This window comes from Enterococcus larvae (assembly GCF_017830045.1).
In the GTDB taxonomy this organism is placed as follows: domain Bacteria; phylum Bacillota; class Bacilli; order Lactobacillales; family Enterococcaceae; genus Enterococcus_L; species Enterococcus_L larvae.
Genome location: NZ_JAEDXU010000007.1, coordinates 166,285 through 185,159, shown reverse-complemented (window position 1 = coordinate 185,159; position 18,875 = coordinate 166,285). Strand labels below are relative to the sequence as shown.

Genomic DNA, 18,875 nt, shown 5'->3' with positions numbered 1-18,875 from the left:
CTTAAATAGTCTCACCATTACTACGAATCACCTGTTGATACCAGTTGAAGGAATCCTTTTTCAATCGTTTGAGACTCCCATTCCCTTGATTGTCTTTATCTACATAAATCATTCCGTAGCGCTTCTCCATCTCCCCAGACCCAAAGCTGACAATATCAATGATTCCCCAAGGAGTGTAACCTAAAAGTTCGATCCCATCCTCAAGTACCGCCGCCTTCATTTCCTGAATATGCTTGCGCAGATAATCAATACGATAGCCGTCTTCAATCTTCCCGTCTTTCGTCAGCTGATCGTAGGCGCCAAACCCGTTTTCAACAATGAACAGCGGTAAATTATAGCGCTCATAAATCAAGTTCAAGGTATAACGCAAGCCAACAGGGTCGATTTGCCAGCCCCAATCACTTGCTGAAACATACGGATTATTGAGCATTTTCGCCTGTGGGAAATCAGCGATTGGATAGCCTTGAAGCTCTTCCACTGTAGTAACAGTTCCCGACATATAATAGCTGAAACCAATATAATCAACGGTTCCCTCCTTCAACGCCTGCAGCTCGTCTTCTGAATAATCGATCTGATACTCCATTTTTTCCCAATATTTCAAGACGTAGCCCGGCAGGATACCTCTGGCATGGATATCACTGTAAAAGAAACGCCGCTGCATAACCTTCAATGATGCCATCAGGTCTTCCGGTCTTGAGGTATAGGGATAAACAGGTACGTAGGCCATCATACAGCCAATTTGAAAATCCGAATTGATTTCATGCCCTAGCTTGACCGCTTTGGCACTGGCGATCAATTCATTCAATCCTGCCTGAAAAGTGATTTCTTCTTTATTTTCACCCTCTTCAAACCTCAGCGCCGAATTCGTCCAGGTATGCAGCTCATGCTGACCATCTGCCTGATTATTGATTTCGTTGAAGGTCATCCAGTACTTCACTTTGTCCTTATAGCGTGTCATGACTGTTTCTGCATAATGAACAAAGAAATCGATCAGCTTCTTATTCCTAAATCCGCCATAGGCTTCGGCCAGATGATATGGAATTTCAAAATGAGATAAGGTAATGATTGGCTCGATCCCGTTCGCACGAAGCTCGTCAAAGAGTGCATCATAATACGCTAAGCCTGCCTCATTCGGCTGCTCCTCATCACCCTTCGGAAAAATCCGCGACCAGGCAATCGATGTTCGAAAAACCTTGATGCCCAACTCCTTCAATAACTGAATATCTTCTTTATATCGATGATAGAAATCAATGGCTTCATGATTCGGGTAATAACGATCCGGCAACACACCTTCTGTGATTTCACGGGCAATTCCATTACCTCCAGCAGTCACTACATCTGCAATACTTAAGCCCTTACCATCTTCAAGGTAGGCCCCTTCAATCTGGTGAGCTGCGACAGCCCCACCCCATAAAAATTTTTTTGGAAAACTATTCTGCTGCATCCTCTTCACTCCATCTGGTTGATGAGCAAAGTATATAATAAAAACGTTTTCAAAAACATTGCTTTTCCCTCTTTTGGTTTCTGTACCGCAAAACAGAAAAAAGAATCACGATGGCACAAGGTGTGCCATCGTGATTCTATTCATTCATTTCTCCACATAAATCTATCAGCTTTTCAATAAGGTATACACAGGGGATTTGACTGGTCATGTCTTGATGCTGCTCTAGCCGTTCCACATCAATCTGATACGAAAGAACATAATCCGTCATCTTTGCCAGCGGACTGTTTTCATCACTCGTGATTGCGACTGTCGTATAGTCCAGTGCATTTCGAAACCCATTGACGATTTCCACGATTTCCGTTGTTCTTCCTGTCACAGAGAGCGTGATCATCATGTTATCTGTCGTATTCCGTAATTTTGAAAAAAGAGGATAGGTGTGATCCACCAAAGCAAAGCTGTTAAGCCCTGTTATCGCTGCTCTTCGTGCCGCATACTCGCACATGGCTGCAGAAGAACCCATCCCGAAAAAGACAACATTTTCACAGTTGACCATTTTTTCAGCAACTTTCCGCAACCGTCCCTCGACATCTTTGGGAAACCGATCCTTCGACAGTAATTTTTCACCATAATCAAAACTTTTACTTTCAGAGGCTTCTTCTATCTTGAATTGACTGCGAAATTCAGTAAAGCTGGTATAGCCGATTTTTCGAATAAAACGCATCACGGAGGATGTTGATGTATGAGATTCTTTGGCAATATCTCGAACCCTCATATAAGGAATTTTACTGCTGTTGCTGGCCATAAAATGATAAATCGCACGATCTGTTTCTGATAGCTCGTTGAAATTGATTTTACCGAAAAAAGACATCTTAGAAACCCCTTTTTTTATTATTTGATCAAAAAAACTTCGTACCAATTGCTCCTTAACAGAACATGTACTCAGATAGAATCCTATCACGCTTCTACCCAATCGTCTATTAAATGATTAGCGCCCTCTTCTTTTTCTGTCTCTTGATTCATGGAGAATTTTTTCATAAAAGCATGGGTTTGGATGAGGAGATTTACTGTTATTCATTCGGATTTAAAACAAAAAAAAGGCTGTGACAGAAATGTTCAGCTCCGAAAGCCAAGAGTGGATATGTTCATCACTTGTAAGATCTAAACTGTGACGAGTTGCCAGTTCCACTCGTATACAAGGTTCTAGTGGAATGGTATTGGTATGTGTGACGACACTCTTATAAATTTGTAAAAAATTCATTCCTTAATAGGAGTTAACGAGTTGCACGAGAAAACACCAAATCATTTCATTCTTCGTGATTCAACGCAATAAGAAGGGCAATCCGAAACTTGTCAGGATATCTTACAGGAACATAAGATATGCGACGAACTTTGTGCAGAAGCAAATAGCAGGTATTCATTTCATGAATAGATGTTGATTGATACACTTCGTTACGATCTCATCATCCTCAAAATAGTAACGCTATTAAGAATTGAAGGAATATGCTCCGATCCTCGAAGCATGGTGGAGCGAGCTTTACGTCTACGAGTCTTACTTCGTTACGGTTCTCAACACACACAGAGATTGGAAACACCGTTTATTCGAGTTTTAGGGGTTGTGACAGCCTTATGTCACAACCCCTTCTATATGTTATTTTATTATTGATCCTACAGATACATCCAATGCTATTCTTCCTGTGCCGTCATAATGACCGGACCATCTTTTGTGATCGCAATCGAATGCTCGTATTGAGCACAATAACCGCCGTCGATCGTCCGTGCTGTCCAACCATTTGGGTCCATCTTCATTCGCCAGGTCCCTGTTGTGATCATCGGTTCGATAGTAATGGTCATGCCTTCTTTTAGACGCAGTCCTTTTCCTGCAATCCCATAATGAGGGAAAAATGGTTCTTCATGGATCGTCGGTCCAATTCCGTGAGCAATAAAGTCTCTGACAACACCAAAGCCTTTTGATTCTGCATAGCTCTGGATCGCATGGCCAATATCCCCAACTCGGTTGCCAACCTGTGCCTGGTCAATCCCCAGCATCAACGCTTCCAGTGTGACCGCCATCAATTCCTGATGTTCCGACGTGATTTCTCCCACTGCATATGTCCAACAGCTATCTGAAATCGCTCCATGCAAATCGACACAGAAATCAACCTTTACCACATCACCTGATTTCAAGCGGTAATTGGACGGAAAGCCATGGCAGATTTCTTCATTCACACTGATACAGGTCGCAAATTCATACCCCTCAAAACCGATTTGTGCAGCTACAGCCCCTGCATCTTCAATTTTTTTATGGACAAACTGATTGATCTCATTCGTAGTGATCCCCGGCTTGATTACCTCTCTCAACTGCTTATGTATGCCGGCAAGAATCGCTCCTGATTCCTTCATTTGCTCAATTTCTCTAGTTGATTTTAATGTAATCATTGGACTTCCTCTTTTCGTTAGATGAGACTCTCTTGATAGTATAAGACAAAATACTCTATTTTCAAAATAAATAAAAGACCTTAACAAATAAGGTCTGGAAATCAAAATATGAATATCATTATCTATGCTGTGCATTGATAAAAACTTACCATTACTACAGCAAATGATTTGGGTTCTACATATCTAATCTTTCTTCTTACCCATTACATACTACTTCACAGAAAATCTGTATATCACTTTCTCCATTCAATACTAAATAAAATAGTCTTGCCAATTGTCAGGGAATCCATACAATTTCCAATCAACACCAATTCGATTTTCCTCAATAATTTTTAGAAGACTATCATAAAATTTCTGCCAGCTTTCTTCTTGTAAAGAGACTTTCTTACAAATTACTATAACAGAAAATAATGATGAATTGCTTATCTTTGTGAGTTCTTTTGCTGTCAGTTTTGGTTTTATATTTAGTCTTCTATCATACAATCTGCTATTGTGGCCACACATGTTTCTTACAACAGAAAGAACATATAACCAATTCTCTAAATATACATTACTGAAGCTTATTGTTTGCTTAGCAATCTTCTTCCTCAAATCTGTTTTCAAATTATTATAAAATTTTGATAAGTCTCCAAAACTAGACATTTCTAAAGCGGTCCATATTGGAAATATATTTTTATACTTCCGGCTATAGTGCTTTACAAACAATTCATTCCTTTTCGTTGCCCTAGAGACAGATTCCTCAAAAGTATCGAACCACTTTATATACCACTCTTCTTTATCAAAATTAAGTTTATTGTAATGATCGATTGGACTATAATAAAATGAAAATTCATGAGAAATAGCTGTTCTATAATTAATTTCAATATCTTCCAACAGACCAAATAAAAGTTTTTTTAACTCAGCATCTGTATCATAAATATTTATAATATGATTAAATGTTGCGCCATTCTTAAATACATCCTTACCTTGACAAAGAGTAAGCCAATACCCAGATAATCTGAAATAGCCAACACTTTTCAAAAATCCCTTTGCATTCTCTTCGTCTTCAATAATTAAATTTCGACTTTTAAGCAGTTCTATTTGTTCATCATAAGTAGTAGCTGGTTTACTATAATCAACCATAAGTTAATCTCCTATAAAAAAACGTCCCCGCTTGGGACACATCGTTGAGAGGTGTGCGGGGTTCTATTAATAATAGAATATCGTATAATATATCACGCGTCAACCGTTTGAAAATAAGTATTTGACTTAAATACTGTATCACTGATTTTTCCAAACACTATCACGTAGATATCACATAATGAAAAAGATTTCATGTTGTTTTAGAAAGCAATCCAACTCTTCCCTGATTTAACTATACCATTCCTTTTCAGTATAAAAATTCGTGAATCGTTCGATAGATCATCCCACGTTAAAGATTACTTTAATTATTTTTTTATCTCTATCTCAATAACAATTTATGTTCCCACATCATTCCGTTTAATCTGCTCCACAGCAAACAGTACGATGGGCAGATAATTGAATAGAAAACTGATTCGTTGCCATAACCCTATTTGACTGAGCAATGGCAAATCGTTTATCTGTGGAATTCGCGTCAAACCATAGATTCCGGCAAAAAATAAGCTGATGAACCATAGCCATAGATACTTGCGGCTTTGGGAAGGATTCCCTTGTTTTCTATACAGCAAAAATAGAAACAGCGGGAAAGTCAGAAAACCGGTATAACCAATACCTGATCCGATGTTATGCACCCAGGTTGAAAAGGTCCACTGCGCCTGTTCAGTATCAACACTGAATACGCCCGTAAAGATGCAGTCACCTATCCCATACGCACCGATTGCAAAAGCAGTTGAACATGCTAACGGTTGGGAAATATCTTTAAATGTCTGATAGATAGCCGGCAGTGATAGAACATAAAGCATTCCTGCTACTACTGACCAAATCAAAAAAGCCTGACGGACCGGACTGCCAACATCACCAAACAAGCTCATTACAGCTGTCATCTGATTCAGCTTTGGATAAAAAATACCTAGTACATAAGGTGTCAAAAAATCACTAAATACCCCCATCAGCAAAAAGTAAAAGCCATACTTTTTCCATTTATTCAATCTCATCATCTCCAACTAATCGATTTACACATGCTCAAAAATGAATCCTCATAAAAAGGATAGCACCATTTCTCACTAAAAGAAAAAAGGACGGTCAGAGACTTCTAATAAGTCTCTTCCATCCTTATCTTTCATTCTTACAATAGCTCTTTTCTCAACGTTGCATCATCTATCGGTGATAGATATTTCGGTGCGATATCCAGTACAGTGAATGCACCAAACTGTTTTTCTTTCGCTAGACGAACGCACGCCCTAGCATAAGCAACTAACACACTAGCAGTGAATTCCGGATTGCTGTCTAAATGCAGATTGTACTCAATTACTTGTTTTGTCGCTTCATGGGTTGTACCGGTATGAAGAACGGTTCCCCCATGGGGCATCGCTTTATGGTCTCGGTTCAATTCATCCATTGAAATAAAGTGAACCTCTGTATCGTAATCGGCAAAATAATTCGGCATAGATACGATTTCTGCTCGTATCGCTTCTTCATCAGCACCAGCTTCCAAAACAACATAGCATTCTCTAAAATGCTTATCTCTGGTACTTAACTCAAGCTTCTCGCCGCCTTTTAGTTTTTCAATAACTTCATTATTTGGAATAGTATATTGGGTCGCATCAACTACACCGGCAATTCGTCTAATTGCATCTGAATGTCCTTGGCTGACCCCTTTGCCCCAAAAGGTATAGGTCCCTCCCTGAGGTAAAATGCTTTGTGCATATAAACGATTTAAGCTAAACAACCCTGGGTCCCAGCCTGTAGAAATAACAGAGACCGACTGATGTTCCCTCGCAATCTGGTCCACTTTCGAAAAATGCTCAGGGATCTTTGCATGGGTGTCAAAGCTGTCGACTGTATTAAAGTACTTTGTCACTTCCGGTGTTTGAACAGGCAAATCCGTTGCCGACCCACCACATAAAATGCAAACATCGATTTCTCCTCTTTTGTTGTTCAGCTCATCCATGTGAAAAGCCTGTGCTCCTTCGGTTGCAACATTTTCAGGTGCCCTTCTTGTAAACACCCCGACTAATTCCATATCCTGATTTTGTTTCAATGAACGCTCAACCCCGCGCCCCAGATTCCCGTACCCGACTATTGCAACTTTGATCATACTTTTTCACTCCTAAAAATCATTTACTAAAATTATACTATATCGCACACAGAAAAAGAGAGAAAAGTTGATGATTTATACGAAAAGCTGAGCAGACTGGGTAGCTTCTAAGCAATATAGGAACTTGACTCAATGATGCCTCCTAATCATTGAAGACAAATTATCTTATTGCCGAAGAAGTTGGTCTGCGAAGCTGGACAGAAAGAAAAGCTGAGCACGTCGTTTAGCTCATGAGCGATATAGAAAAACGGTATAATTGTAATGTTTTGTATCGAGGATCACAGCAACAGCGAGAACCGTAGATACACCTGTCTAAAATCTCTTGAATTGTTTACTAACAGCAGTTTGTCTTATCGTCGATTGAGCTGACTTGCGAAGCTAGACAACAAGAAAAGCTGAGCGAACTTGGACAGTTCCTGAGCAATAAGGTAAAACTGCCCATGATGCTCTTCATCATGAGGTAGGCTTTACCTTATTGTCAAAAGGAACTAGTTCGTGAAGCCAGACAACAAGAAAAGCTGCGTAAGTCGTTTAGCTCATAAGGAATATGGAGGCACAGCTTTTAGACATTCAAAAATAATACACTGATGACTCTACCTTAGCGTTAAGCAATCGTACAAAAAATCAGTAAATCGTCGGCACCAAGCCTCCATCTAAACGTAGCGCCGCACCGGAAAAGGAAGAAGCATAGGGACTCGCAACGAACGCAGCAAAACGACCGATTTCCTCTGGCCGAATCAGCCGTTGAATTTGCGACAGTGGGCGATGATGCTTCATGAAATCCTGCTCCCATTCACTTTCAGCCAAAGAGCTGTCCTTGTACATCTCCTCTAACATATGCTGAACGCCTTCTGTTAAAGTCGAACCCGGCATAATTGTATTAACCGTAACATTTGTCGCCTTTGTCAACTTAGACAAACTTTTAGCCAACGACAGATTCATCGTTTTGGTCATGCTGTATTGAGGCATTTCACCTGAAGGCATGATTGCTTCTTCACTGGCAATAAAAATGATTCGACCAAAATCATCGGTCAGCATCTTAGGCAGGTAAAATTTTGCCAATGCATTACCAGCTAGTACATTGACTGAAAAGAAATGTTCCCAGACCTCATCGGTAATGTCAAAATAGTCCATCGGTTGAAAAATCCCCATATTATTAACTAAGATATCGACTTCCGGAAACTCTCTAAACAGCTTTTCTCTTTCATTCACCTCTGAGATATCATACGCAGCAGCTTGAGGCTCCGTTGTCGGAAACTCCTTTTTCAGTGCTGCAACTACTTCTGCCACAGATTCCAGCTGTCTCCCGTTAATGATCACATTCGCTCCTTCACGAGCCAGCTCTGTAGCGATGGCCTTACCAATCCCCTTTGTCGATCCTGTGACTAATGCTGTTTTCCCCTTCAATGCTAAGTCCATATTCTTCCCTCCCAAGTCTAAAAATCAAAGCTATCCGGATTCGGACCAACTCGTAATGATTCATTTAATGCATTCAAGCGATCCATATCCTCTCGTTCCAATTTAAAATCAAATACATCAGAATTGCTGATCATACGATCCGCATGAACCGATTTCACTACTAATAGGATATCCTGTTGAATAGCCCAACGCAGAATAATTTGAGCCGCTGATTTATTGTATTTGTCTGCAATAGTCAAAATCTCCGGATGTGTCAGCAGCTGTCCTTGCATCAATGGTGACCATGCTTGAATCTTGATTCCATGCTCCTTACCAAACGCACGCAATTCAACCTGTGATAGCTTCGGATGCAGTTCGATTTGATTGATCACTGGCACAACTGTCGCATAAGAAAGTAGTGCCTCCAGATGATGAATTTGGAAGTTACTAACGCCAATCGCTTTGATTTTCCCTGCTTTATATAGAGCCTCCAACGCTTGCCACGATTCCTTGAAAGCATCTGCTCCCGGCCAGTGAATCAAGTATAAATCCAAATATTCCAAACCTAGACGAGTCAGGCTTTCTTCAAAGGCAGCGACTGTTTCATCATACGTCAAATGGGCATTCCAGACTTTGGATGTAACAAAAATATCCTCACGTTTTAAGCCCGTCGCTGCCAGACCTTGTCTGATCCCGTCGCCAGTTCCTGCTTCATTGCCGTAAATCTGAGCCGTGTCGATCAAACGATAGCCATTGATGATCCCTTCTTTAACGACATTTGCGGTTTCAGCATCAGGAATTTGAAACACACCTAATCCTAGTCCGGGAATCTTTGTACCATTATTCAGTGTATATGTATCTGTCAGTGATTGAATCATCAAAACATCTCCTTGCAATTTTGTAGGATTATCATATAATGAAGATGCATTTATGTATAGTACCCACTTTTTTGTTCTATACAGACAAAAAAGTAAGTTTTGTATAAATAAAAGATTTGAGGCGGAAAAATAATGGAAGAAAAAACCTATAATATCGGAGTAGAGGCAACAATGGATGTTATCGGCGGGAAATGGAAGCCGATCATTCTTTGTAATTTGAGGCACGGTGCGCTGCGTCCCAGCGACCTGCAAAGAAAAATTCCCGGAATCAGTCAAAAAATGCTTACGCAACAATTACGTGAGCTGGAAGAATCAACCATCATCGATCGAAAATCTTATAACCAAGTACCGCCAAAGGTTGAATATTCTTTGAGCAGCTATGGAGAAACCTTAAGCAAGGTTTTAGACAACCTCTGTGAATGGGGAACGATGCATGTCTCAACCCTGCAAAAGCAAGGAGAAAAGGTCGTTTTATTAGCTGAATCTTGAGTATTGATTCGCACAGACAGGAGATACGGAGTCAATAAAAGGACTCCTGTATCTCCTGTCTTTTTCTTTGGGGAAGAATACCCTTATTATGTTTCCAAGCTAAGAACACATTCAACTAGAGATTGAAATCGGCTGTTGGTTCTCCACAGTGGAAGCAAACAAGGAGTGTGTGGCGTTGTAGATACTTCTGGCAATTTCCGCCTGATTCATCGTGTATAGATGGATACCGGAGACACCTTGGGTCACTAAATCGACAATTTGATCGATCGCATAGGCCAAGCCGGCATCTCTTAACGCAATGGGGTTATCCGCATATTTGTCCAGAATAGCTAAAAATTTCTTTGGCAGCTGTACATTCGCTGTCCGAATGATCCGCTCTGCCTGACGTTTATTGACAACTGGCATGATTCCGGCAATTATCGGGACATCAATCCCTGCCAGCCAGCATTTTTCCTGAAACTGGTAAAACAAGTCATTATCGAAAAAGAGTTGAGTGATCAGCTGATCTGCACCAGCCTGCACCTTCTCCCTCAAGTGATAGATGTCCGCAATCGTGTTGGCAGACTCTGGATGTCCTTCTGGGTAACAGGCGGCAGAGATGGAAAAGCTCTGATCCCACTCTTTAATGTAAGCAATCAAATCACCAGCATAGAGAAAGTCCGTCCCTCTGGGGATTTCCGGATAAAGATCTCCCCGCAAAGCCAAAATATTGTGAATCTTTTTTTGATGCAGCGATTCAAGGACTTGATCGACATCGCCTTTATTTAAATACGCCGCACTTAAATGGACAATACTAGGTACTTGATGATGTGTCTGAATATGCGTGGCTATTTTCACTGTGCTGTCTTCCAGAGACAGTTGTCGGTTGCTGCAGGTCACGCTGATGAAATCAGGGCGTAAATCCTCCATCTGCTGCAAAGAACTATACAATCCATCGATCGTTGCCTTTGAGGATGGCGGAAACACCTCAAAAGACAGACTGGCCTTTTTATTCTCTAACAGGTTCATAAACAAGAGCCTCCCTCACTTGAGACGCCGCCTGCGTCATGTTTTCCAAGCTGGCAAAGGTTTCTTTTTCTCCTCTGGTTTTCAAGCCGCAGTCAGGATTGATCCATAGCTTTTCTACAGGTATTTTTTCCAGTAGTGTTTTGATTGTTGTCGTCAATTCAACAACTGAGGGAACTCTTGGTGAATGGATATCGTATACACCAGGACCAACCGCTGTTTGAAAATGGTGGGCATTCAACGCCTCCAGTAAGGATAGATTCGAGCGTGATGCCTCAAAGGAAATCACATCAGCATCCATCTGGTCAATTGCCGGTAGGATATCTGCAAATTCGCTATAGCACATATGTGTATGAATCTGCGTCTGTACCGCAACCTTGCTGTGAACGAGACGAAAAGCAGGAATTGCCCAGTCCAAATATTCCTGATACCAGTCACTTCTTCTAAGGGGAAGTTTTTCTCTTAGAGCAGCTTCATCGATCTGAATGATCTTGATTCCATTGGCCTCTAAGTCCAGTACTTCTTCTTGAATCGCTAAAGCAATTTGTAAGGTTGATTCTTTGATTGAAATATCTTCCCTCGGGAAAGACCAATTCAAAATTGTTACCGGCCCCGTCAGCATCCCTTTGACTGGTTTGTTTGTCAACTGTTGGGCAAAGGCCGACCATGCAACCGTGATTGGACGTTTACGAGAAACATCTCCCCAAATGATTGGCGGCTTCACACAACGTGTACCATAGGATTGAACCCAAGCGTTTTTAGAAAAGAGGAATCCCTCTAGATTTTCACCAAAATACTCCACCATATCATTGCGTTCAAATTCCCCATGAACTAAAACATCCAGCCCAATTTCTTCTTGAAAAGCTACACAATCAGCAATCTTTCCTTCCAGAAATTCCTGATATGTCTCTTTACTGATTGCCGCTTTCTTGAATTTCGCACGCGTGGCTTTCACTTCTCTTGTCTGAGGAAAAGAGCCAATAGTCGTTGTCGGTAAAATCGGCAAATCTAAGGTATACTTCTGAACGATGCTGCGCTCTTCAAAGGCAGGCTGTCGTTGAAAATCGGCTTCAGTCAAGCCAGCAACCTTACGTGCCAGCTTCTTGTTTTCCAGCACTCGTTCCGATCGGAAAAGCTGTTGATTTGCAGCAAGGGGTTCGTTGATCAACGCACCTGCTGTTTGATCGACGATTGCAGCCAATTCTGTCAGCTCACTCAGCTTCTCTTTGGCAAAGGCAAAATGCTGTGCCGTTTCTTCCGGAAATACCTCCTGTTCAACAGAAAATGGTACATGAAGCAACGAACAGGAAGTTGATAGTACCAGTTGTTCCTGCGGCAGCTGCTCAAGGATTCCCAACGTTTGGCGATAGTCATTTCGCCAGATGTTTTTCCCATTCACCACACCGGCAAATAGTTGTTTATTTTGAGGAAAACCAAGCGTTTTGATCAATTCGAGTGTCTTCTTTCCTTCAACTAGATCCAAGCCAATTCCATCTACACCCACTGCTAAAAGATCAGCATAGATATCCCTTACATCCCCAAAGTAGGTTTGCAGCAGCAGCTTGACCGTTCTTGAATCGGCAGTCAACTCTTGATAGATCGTTAAGAAGAGCTCTCGATCTTCTTCTGAAATATCCTTCACCAAAGAAGGCTCATCCAGTTGAATCCATTGAGCCCCCAGCTCATTCAGGGTAGCAATGATTTCCTTATATGCTGTAATCAGTCCCTGAAGCTGCGCTTCCTCTGTCGTTCCATTGAAGGTTGCTAGTTTTATTAGAGTAAATGGTCCCAAGACAACCGGCTTTGTTTCAATGCCAAGTGCTTTTGCTTCCAGATATTCATCGAATAGTTTTGTTCCTGCAACCTTCACTTCTGTCGTTTCCTCAAATTCAGGTGTCAGGTAATGGTAATTGGTATTGAACCATTTTTTCATCGGTAATGCTGTGACATCTCCTGCTTTTCCTTGATAGCCTCTTGCCAAAGCAAAATAAGTATCCAATGGAGAAAGCTTCAAATCCAAGAAACGCTTAGGGATGATATTCAGCAAAACCGCAGTATCTAATGTTGTGTCATAAAAAGAAAAATCATTACTGGGAATCAGTGAAATCCCCTTTTCCTTCAGCAGATTCCAGTGCATTCGTCTGAGCTGCTTTCCTTTATCCACTAGTTCTTCCTGCGTAATATCTCCGCGGAAATAGCTCTCTGTTGCAACTTTCAATTCACGGTTCTCCCCAATTCTCGGGAAGCCAACGACCGTTGTTTTCATGGAATCGCCTCCTAAATAGTTATGAGAAAAACTTTACCACAGACGATAAGCATCTGACTAACTGTTAATTTTTATAACTTGTTATAGGTTAAGTCTATAACGGAAAAGCGAGAGAATTATTTGACACCAAGGAAAATTTTGTCTATAGTATAGAGCAATATATGATGCGCAGAAAAGAAGAGTACGACTAGAAAGTCTCATACAGAGAGCTCCGGCAGGTGAGAAGGAGCAGTGAGGATCGGTTGGAAGATGGTCTTTGAGCATTCAGCAGTGAGTAATCCCACAAGCCGCTGACGGAGGTGCCCGTTACAGCAACGCAGTATCAGCAGACGCTCGTACTGGCTAAGGTCGTTATTGTAAGGTGACGACAAACAAAGGTGGTAACGCGAAATCATTCGTCCTTTTTCTTGTATAGAAAAAGGGCGTTTTTTTATTTATCTGAAAGGAAAGGAGCAGGCTTATGCGTATACAACAACTGGAATATCTGGAAAAAATCGCTGCAATCGGCTCGATCAATGAAGCAGCAAAAAGCTTATTTTTATCACAACCAACGCTATCTAATGCAATCAAGGAGTTGGAAAGCGAGATGGGTATCTGTCTTCTTCACCGCAGTAAATCGGGGGTTTCGCTTACAGAGGAGGGACAGGAATTTCTGGCGTACGCTAAGCAGGTGATCGATCAGGTCGATTTGTTGGAGAAACGTTATAAGCACGGACATGAGCGCTCTTCCCGTTTGTCTATTTCCTCCCAGCACTATGCCTTTTCCGTTCATGCGTTTGTTGAATTTATCCATTCATATGAAGATGACAGCTATCAATTCACCTTGAGAGAAACCGAAACCCAAAATATCCTTGAGGACGTAGCCGGGTTCAGAAGTGAGATCGGCATTCTGTTTCTAAGTGATTTCAATCGGCAGATATTGGAAAAACTGTTTGAAGAAAAAAATCTGGTTTTCTCCTCCCTATTCTATGCGACACCGCATATCTTCATCAGCAAGGATAATCCTTTAGCGGGTAGAGAATCTGTGACACTTGAAGAACTGGATGAGCTGCCTTACCTCTCCTTTGAACAGGGGAACGGCAATTCCTTTTACTTTGCCGAAGAAATTCTGAGTACACGTACTTACAAAAAACATATCAAGGTCAGTGACCGCGCCACAATTTTCAATTTAATGGTTGGGCTTAATGGATATACGTTCAGCTCCGGCATCATCAGTCGAGAGCTGAATGACGACAGCATTGTCGCTATCCCGCTGAATATACCTGACCAAATTGAAATCGGCTGGATCAAAAGCAAACGTGGTACCTTGTCTACTTTAGGCGAACATTACTTAGAGACACTGAAAAAACACATTCATGACTACGGGTTTTCGACGATTGAGGAGGATATTTATGAAAAAAATCAATGAAGCACTTCAATGGCAGGAAGCCACAAAGCTAGTCCAAATCGGCAATCACAGTGACGATCAGACGGGTGCGGTCAGTACTCCGATTTATCTTTCGACTACCTACGCTCATCCAGAGCTAGGGAAAAGCACCGGCTATGACTACACACGAACAGCAAACCCTACACGTCAGGTCGTGGAACAAGCATTGGCACAACTAGAAAACGGTCGTTGCGGTTTCGCTGTCAGCTCCGGTATGAGTGCCATTCAATTAGTATTTGAACTGTTTCCCTGCGGCAGCCGTTTTCTTGTTTCCAGAGATTTGTATGGCGGAAGCTATCGCTATTTCGATGCTTTGACTAAAAAAGGATTTGGGTATTTCACTTATTTTGACACACTGGATGAGCTGGAGAAGGCGATTGGTTCGGAAACATCTGCCGTCTTTTTAGAAACACCAACAAATCCTTTGATGAATGAACTTGATATCGCTAAAGCTGCCCAACTGGCAAAAAAACATGATGCTCTGCTGATTGTTGACAATACTTTCTTAACTCCGATCCTTCAAAAACCATTGACTTTAGGTGCAGATATCGTGGTTCATTCAGCGACAAAATTCTTGGGCGGACACAACGATCTGTTGGCGGGAGCGGTCATTACAGCTTCTGATGAGCTAGGTGAAAAGCTGGCATTCGCATTGAACACCACAGGAGCTGTTCTTTCGCCTTTTGACTCATGGCTTCTGATACGTGGTCTGAAAACACTGGCACTGCGGGTAACCCAACAAGAGAAAAATGCACGAAAATTGGTTAGTTACTTAAAACAAGAAGCTCTGATCAAGGAAGTCTTTTATCCTGAGCGCGGCAGCATGATCAGTATCAAGCTAATATCTGCCGATCAAATTCCATCTTTCCTGTCAGCTCTGGAGCTATTTACCTTTGCAGAAAGTCTAGGCGGAGTCGAGAGTCTGGTGACATATCCAACGACTCAGACTCATGCGGATATTCCCAAAGATTTACGGGAATCCTATGGTCTAACAGATGATTTACTTCGATTGTCCATCGGGATCGAAGCAGCTGATGACTTGATTGAGGATATCCAGCAGGCATTAGAAAAATCCGCAGCTCGCTGATACAGCAAACTGCGGATGCAATACGAAAATCATTCAAGCTTCAAGATGATATCTGTTCATGCATGTCGATTGATTCAAGCCTTTTGAACGAATGTAAGATCATTCAAGGTTGGTAACAGAACACGACATTTCTTATCTTTATAAGTAATTATATCCACTATTTCTGAAGAGAAGCCTTTCTTTTCCATGACTTTACTAAGCTATTCTTTGTACTCCAAGTACACAGTTATATTTATCGTCACAGATTGTCCATTTATAGTTCCCTTATAGGCAAATGGCAGCCAAGTTGCCGTTTTTGAAACCTTCCAATGAAGCTCATCGCCAATCTTCTGTCCGCCGCGAGAATAGAAATTGATCGACTCAATACTCATATTAGAACCGTATTTTACCGGATCTTTGATAGTTACTTCTCCATTCCCATTGATATAGCCTGTCATTTCTATTTTCTGACTGTCACCTCCGGAAGAAAAACGCGTAGCGGTTATATTCTCCATCGGCGTAAAATCACAAATACTATTTCCAGCTAAATTCAATGTTCCCAGCTTTGTCAGGTTTCTCAAAGGTGTTATATCACTGATTTGATTATTTGAAAGCTGAAGAATTGTTAATTTTGTCAGATTTTTTAATGGTGTCAGGTCTGAAATCTGATTGCTGTCTAAGGAAATGTTCGTCAAATTGACTAGATTTGTCAGAGGGCTCAAATCACTGATATTGTTTTTATGCAGTCTTAAATACGTCAATTTTGTTAAATTCCGAAGCGGTTCAATGCTTTCAATTTCATTACTGTACATTGTCAGGTGGCTTAAGTTTGTCGCATATTCCAAGCCGGTCAAACTTTTTATCTTTATTTCTAAGCCGTTGAGTGGAACAGAAAGTGACACCAGCTTTTCCATTTGAGCTTTAGTGATTTCAGCATCTTCTGCCTGTCTCAGCTGTGTGTTGATCATTTTTCTCAGCTCTGTATCCGGAATATCTACAACATCCTCTGTCGAAGCTTTTATCACAGTCAGCTGTACAGAAGCTGTCTTACCATTGTGTGTTTTTGCAGTGATGGTGACAATTCCAGCTGCTTTGGCTGTTACAACACCATCTGCCGAGATAGCAGCAATCTGTTCGTCATCAACTGACCAAACAACAGATTTATCTGTGCTGTCATCCGGAGTGACTACAGCAGTCAATATAGCTGTTTCTCCAATTGCCAATTCTTTTCTATTTGCAGTGATTTCAATTTTTTCCGGAAGTACTTCACTAGACAGCTCTGTTACAAGAGTTGGTTTATTAGGATTTGTGATATCCAGCTGATACAAATAAGTTATTTTTCCACTTGTCGAATCTGGTGATACCCAAGTCAGCTTATTATCTGTTACTATCGGTTGACTGTTCGCCGTAAAGCACATCCCTTCAAAACTTTCCTCTGACAGTACCGTACCTTGTCCGTCTAGCAATGTGTAGATTGTTTTTGGATTAGCTCCCTTGATATCATCAAATACGGTGTACAAATAAACATAACGATCGTTATTTATTTTGATCAAACGAGAATCTCCTACATATGCCGTCTCAGCTTCGCCAAACTTAGTCAGCCAGTTGAATGTAGTAGTCATTGTTGCTTTATCTACGCTTAATACAAAGGCATTCATTTTTGCTCCTGTTGTCACTCCATTGACCGTCTGAGTACTTTGAGGTATCAGCCTTCCGGAAACCAGATAGGACTGCTCCGTAATTTCAAAACCGCTCATTGTTGCTCCAGTAAAGTTAGCCCCATGAGCTCCATCAAATGGCTGCAGCATATACTCTTTACCGTCTGAAAACGTAAATAGTTCAATCCCTCGGCCATATGCATCTCCATGACCTAATGTGACAAATTTACCCTCGTCGGCTTGAACAAACTGGTTCATTGAATGGCTCTGATAACCTTTGTTCCAATTTTTATTTGTTAGCGACATGGTAGAAGTATCTACAGAAAAAATCAAATTGGACTGATGAGCGACACCATTTGAATCCTTATACATCATTCGATTCGTGTGGATAGCTAACTCAGTTCCCTCCAAAGCAACCCTTGTCTGACCTGCCTTAAACGGCTCTGTGATGCCTTTCATATAAGCAAATACTACACCGCCTTTTAGCTCAGCAACGCCCTGCATGTTTCCCTCTTGATCATATTTCCGCACTTCTATTACAGTTTTATCATTGTTCTCTTCGGAATTTGCTTGACCAACAATCAGGTAGCAGTAACCGTCGGGAGCAAAATAGAAATGACCATATAGAGGCATCGTTGAATAGTCTATCGTCACAGTTTTCAATAACGTATTGGTCTGTTTCTGGTATGCGTGAAGATACACCTTGTTGGTGCCAGTATCCGTGACAGCAGTCAGAATATTCCCTTCATCATCAACCGATGTAGTGACTTTATCCGGCTGAGCCCAGTTGCTGTCTTTTAAAGCAGAATTAGATGTATAGTTATAAGGTGACCACCCCAGCCTCGACTGCGTAATTTCAGGCAGCAATGCCACACTCCCCACCGGAAGTTCTGTCCCTAGTCTAACGTTCGCAGACACTCCTGGTTCTTCTGCCAAAACGATTGGTGAACACAAACCAACAACTCCCACTGCCAATCCAAGCATAAAACATGTTCCTAATTTTCTCTTCTCCATAGCTTCTCCTTTCTGACAAAAAAATTTGCCAGCCCCAGTATTCAAATTTGTGCGAGAACCTTCTTGTTTTTCGATTACCGGAACAAAAATAACCAGCAATTACTTTGCTCTATTTCAGTCTAAGTCATTACAAACAAAGTGTAAGCGTTTTCTCGAAAAACAATGACTATTGAAACAGAATAGCGCATCCTTGCTGCCCTTTCAAACAATTCATCGCTGTTAAAATTTAGCATCAGCAACCAACAGAACAATGTTAGCTATATACATGCATGGCTCTATTGTCCCATCATTTCAAAAGCATGAATATTCTCATCACTTTTTTAATTATCCATATTAATATGTATAATTGTCAAGTAATTTTCTTAAAATTTTATATATTGTTTTTGTGTTTTTGTAAAAATAATATATATTATAAATAAAATATATAAACAAAATAACACGTTTATCAATACCATCAATTAGTTATCTGTTCCATCTCGTTTTTTCAAGAATTTTATATTTATTTTCATTAGTAGATATCTCTTCCTTTTCTACATCTTCAACTACTCATTACGTGTTAAAATGAAAGGCTCCACTAT

14 protein-coding genes and 1 other annotated feature are annotated in these 18,875 nt (G+C 41.0%); of the genes, 3 read left to right on the top strand and 11 right to left on the bottom strand.

The window, feature by feature from the left end:
* Position 1: 1 nt before the first annotated feature.
* From I6N96_RS13890 to I6N96_RS13855, 8 genes are all read right to left on the bottom strand, one after another.
* Entirely contained in the window at positions 2 to 1,444 is a 1,443-nt protein-coding gene (locus I6N96_RS13890; RefSeq protein WP_209558152.1) for a 6-phospho-beta-glucosidase, read from the bottom strand.
* Between the two features lie 136 nt (positions 1,445 to 1,580).
* Positions 1,581 to 2,312 carry a MurR/RpiR family transcriptional regulator gene (locus I6N96_RS13885; protein ID WP_209558151.1) on the bottom strand — a complete coding sequence of 244 codons (732 nt, stop codon included), beginning with the start codon at positions 2,310 to 2,312 and terminating at the stop codon, positions 1,581 to 1,583.
* 815 nt (positions 2,313 to 3,127) lie between these two features.
* On the bottom strand, positions 3,128 to 3,880 hold the full coding sequence (gene map / locus I6N96_RS13880; protein WP_209558150.1) for a type I methionyl aminopeptidase: 753 nt from the start codon (positions 3,878 to 3,880) through the stop codon (positions 3,128 to 3,130).
* Positions 3,881 to 4,132: 252 nt separating this feature from the next.
* Positions 4,133 to 5,002 carry an Abi family protein gene (locus I6N96_RS13875; RefSeq protein ID WP_209558149.1) on the bottom strand — a complete coding sequence of 290 codons (870 nt, stop codon included), beginning with the start codon at positions 5,000 to 5,002 and terminating at the stop codon, positions 4,133 to 4,135.
* Positions 5,003 to 5,337: 335 nt separating this feature from the next.
* On the bottom strand, positions 5,338 to 5,988 hold the full coding sequence (locus I6N96_RS13870; protein ID WP_209558148.1) for a DUF998 domain-containing protein: 651 nt from the start codon (positions 5,986 to 5,988) through the stop codon (positions 5,338 to 5,340).
* A 137-nt stretch (positions 5,989 to 6,125) separates the two neighbouring features.
* Positions 6,126 to 7,097: a diaminopimelate dehydrogenase gene (locus I6N96_RS13865; RefSeq protein ID WP_209558147.1), complete on the bottom strand. Its 972-nt coding sequence runs from the start codon at positions 7,095 to 7,097 to the stop codon at positions 6,126 to 6,128.
* 624 nt (positions 7,098 to 7,721) lie between these two features.
* Positions 7,722 to 8,516 (bottom strand): SDR family NAD(P)-dependent oxidoreductase, encoded by a 795-nt coding sequence (locus I6N96_RS13860; RefSeq protein WP_209558146.1) that lies wholly within the window; start codon positions 8,514 to 8,516, stop codon positions 7,722 to 7,724.
* A gap of 17 nt (positions 8,517 to 8,533) precedes the next feature.
* The gene (locus tag I6N96_RS13855) at positions 8,534 to 9,373 is read right to left on the bottom strand and encodes an aldo/keto reductase (protein ID WP_209558145.1); all 840 of its coding nucleotides are present in this window, start codon (positions 9,371 to 9,373) and stop codon (positions 8,534 to 8,536) included.
* A gap of 132 nt (positions 9,374 to 9,505) precedes the next feature.
* Here I6N96_RS13855 and I6N96_RS13850 point away from each other — a divergent pair, with 132 nt between their 5' ends.
* A complete protein-coding gene (locus I6N96_RS13850; RefSeq protein ID WP_209558144.1) occupies positions 9,506 to 9,862 on the top strand; it encodes a winged helix-turn-helix transcriptional regulator in 357 nt (118 codons plus the stop codon).
* 111 nt (positions 9,863 to 9,973) lie between these two features.
* Here I6N96_RS13850 and metF read toward each other — a convergent pair whose 3' ends face one another.
* Both metF and metE read right to left on the bottom strand, forming a co-directional pair.
* Positions 9,974 to 10,870: a methylenetetrahydrofolate reductase [NAD(P)H] gene (gene metF / locus I6N96_RS13845; RefSeq protein ID WP_209558143.1), complete on the bottom strand. Its 897-nt coding sequence runs from the start codon at positions 10,868 to 10,870 to the stop codon at positions 9,974 to 9,976.
* A complete protein-coding gene (gene metE / locus I6N96_RS13840) occupies positions 10,851 to 13,133 on the bottom strand; it encodes a 5-methyltetrahydropteroyltriglutamate--homocysteine S-methyltransferase (protein WP_209558142.1) in 2,283 nt (760 codons plus the stop codon). The genes metF and metE overlap by 20 nt, the downstream gene beginning before the upstream one ends.
* A 160-nt stretch (positions 13,134 to 13,293) precedes the next feature.
* Positions 13,294 to 13,539: a binding site (T-box leader), on the top strand.
* 54 nt (positions 13,540 to 13,593) lie between these two features.
* Between metE and I6N96_RS13835 the strand changes: the two genes are divergently transcribed.
* Both I6N96_RS13835 and I6N96_RS13830 read left to right on the top strand, forming a co-directional pair.
* Positions 13,594 to 14,541 (top strand): LysR family transcriptional regulator, encoded by a 948-nt coding sequence (locus I6N96_RS13835; RefSeq protein WP_209558141.1) that lies wholly within the window; start codon positions 13,594 to 13,596, stop codon positions 14,539 to 14,541.
* The gene (locus I6N96_RS13830; RefSeq protein ID WP_209558140.1) at positions 14,525 to 15,646 is read left to right on the top strand and encodes an aminotransferase class I/II-fold pyridoxal phosphate-dependent enzyme; all 1,122 of its coding nucleotides are present in this window, start codon (positions 14,525 to 14,527) and stop codon (positions 15,644 to 15,646) included. The genes I6N96_RS13835 and I6N96_RS13830 overlap by 17 nt, the downstream gene beginning before the upstream one ends.
* A 200-nt stretch (positions 15,647 to 15,846) precedes the next feature.
* Here the strand turns inward: I6N96_RS13830 and I6N96_RS13825 are convergent, their stop codons facing one another.
* Positions 15,847 to 18,297, bottom strand: coding sequence for a leucine-rich repeat domain-containing protein (locus I6N96_RS13825; RefSeq protein WP_209558139.1), 2,451 nt, complete (start codon positions 18,295 to 18,297; stop codon positions 15,847 to 15,849).
* Between the last annotated feature and the right edge of the window lie 578 nt (positions 18,298 to 18,875).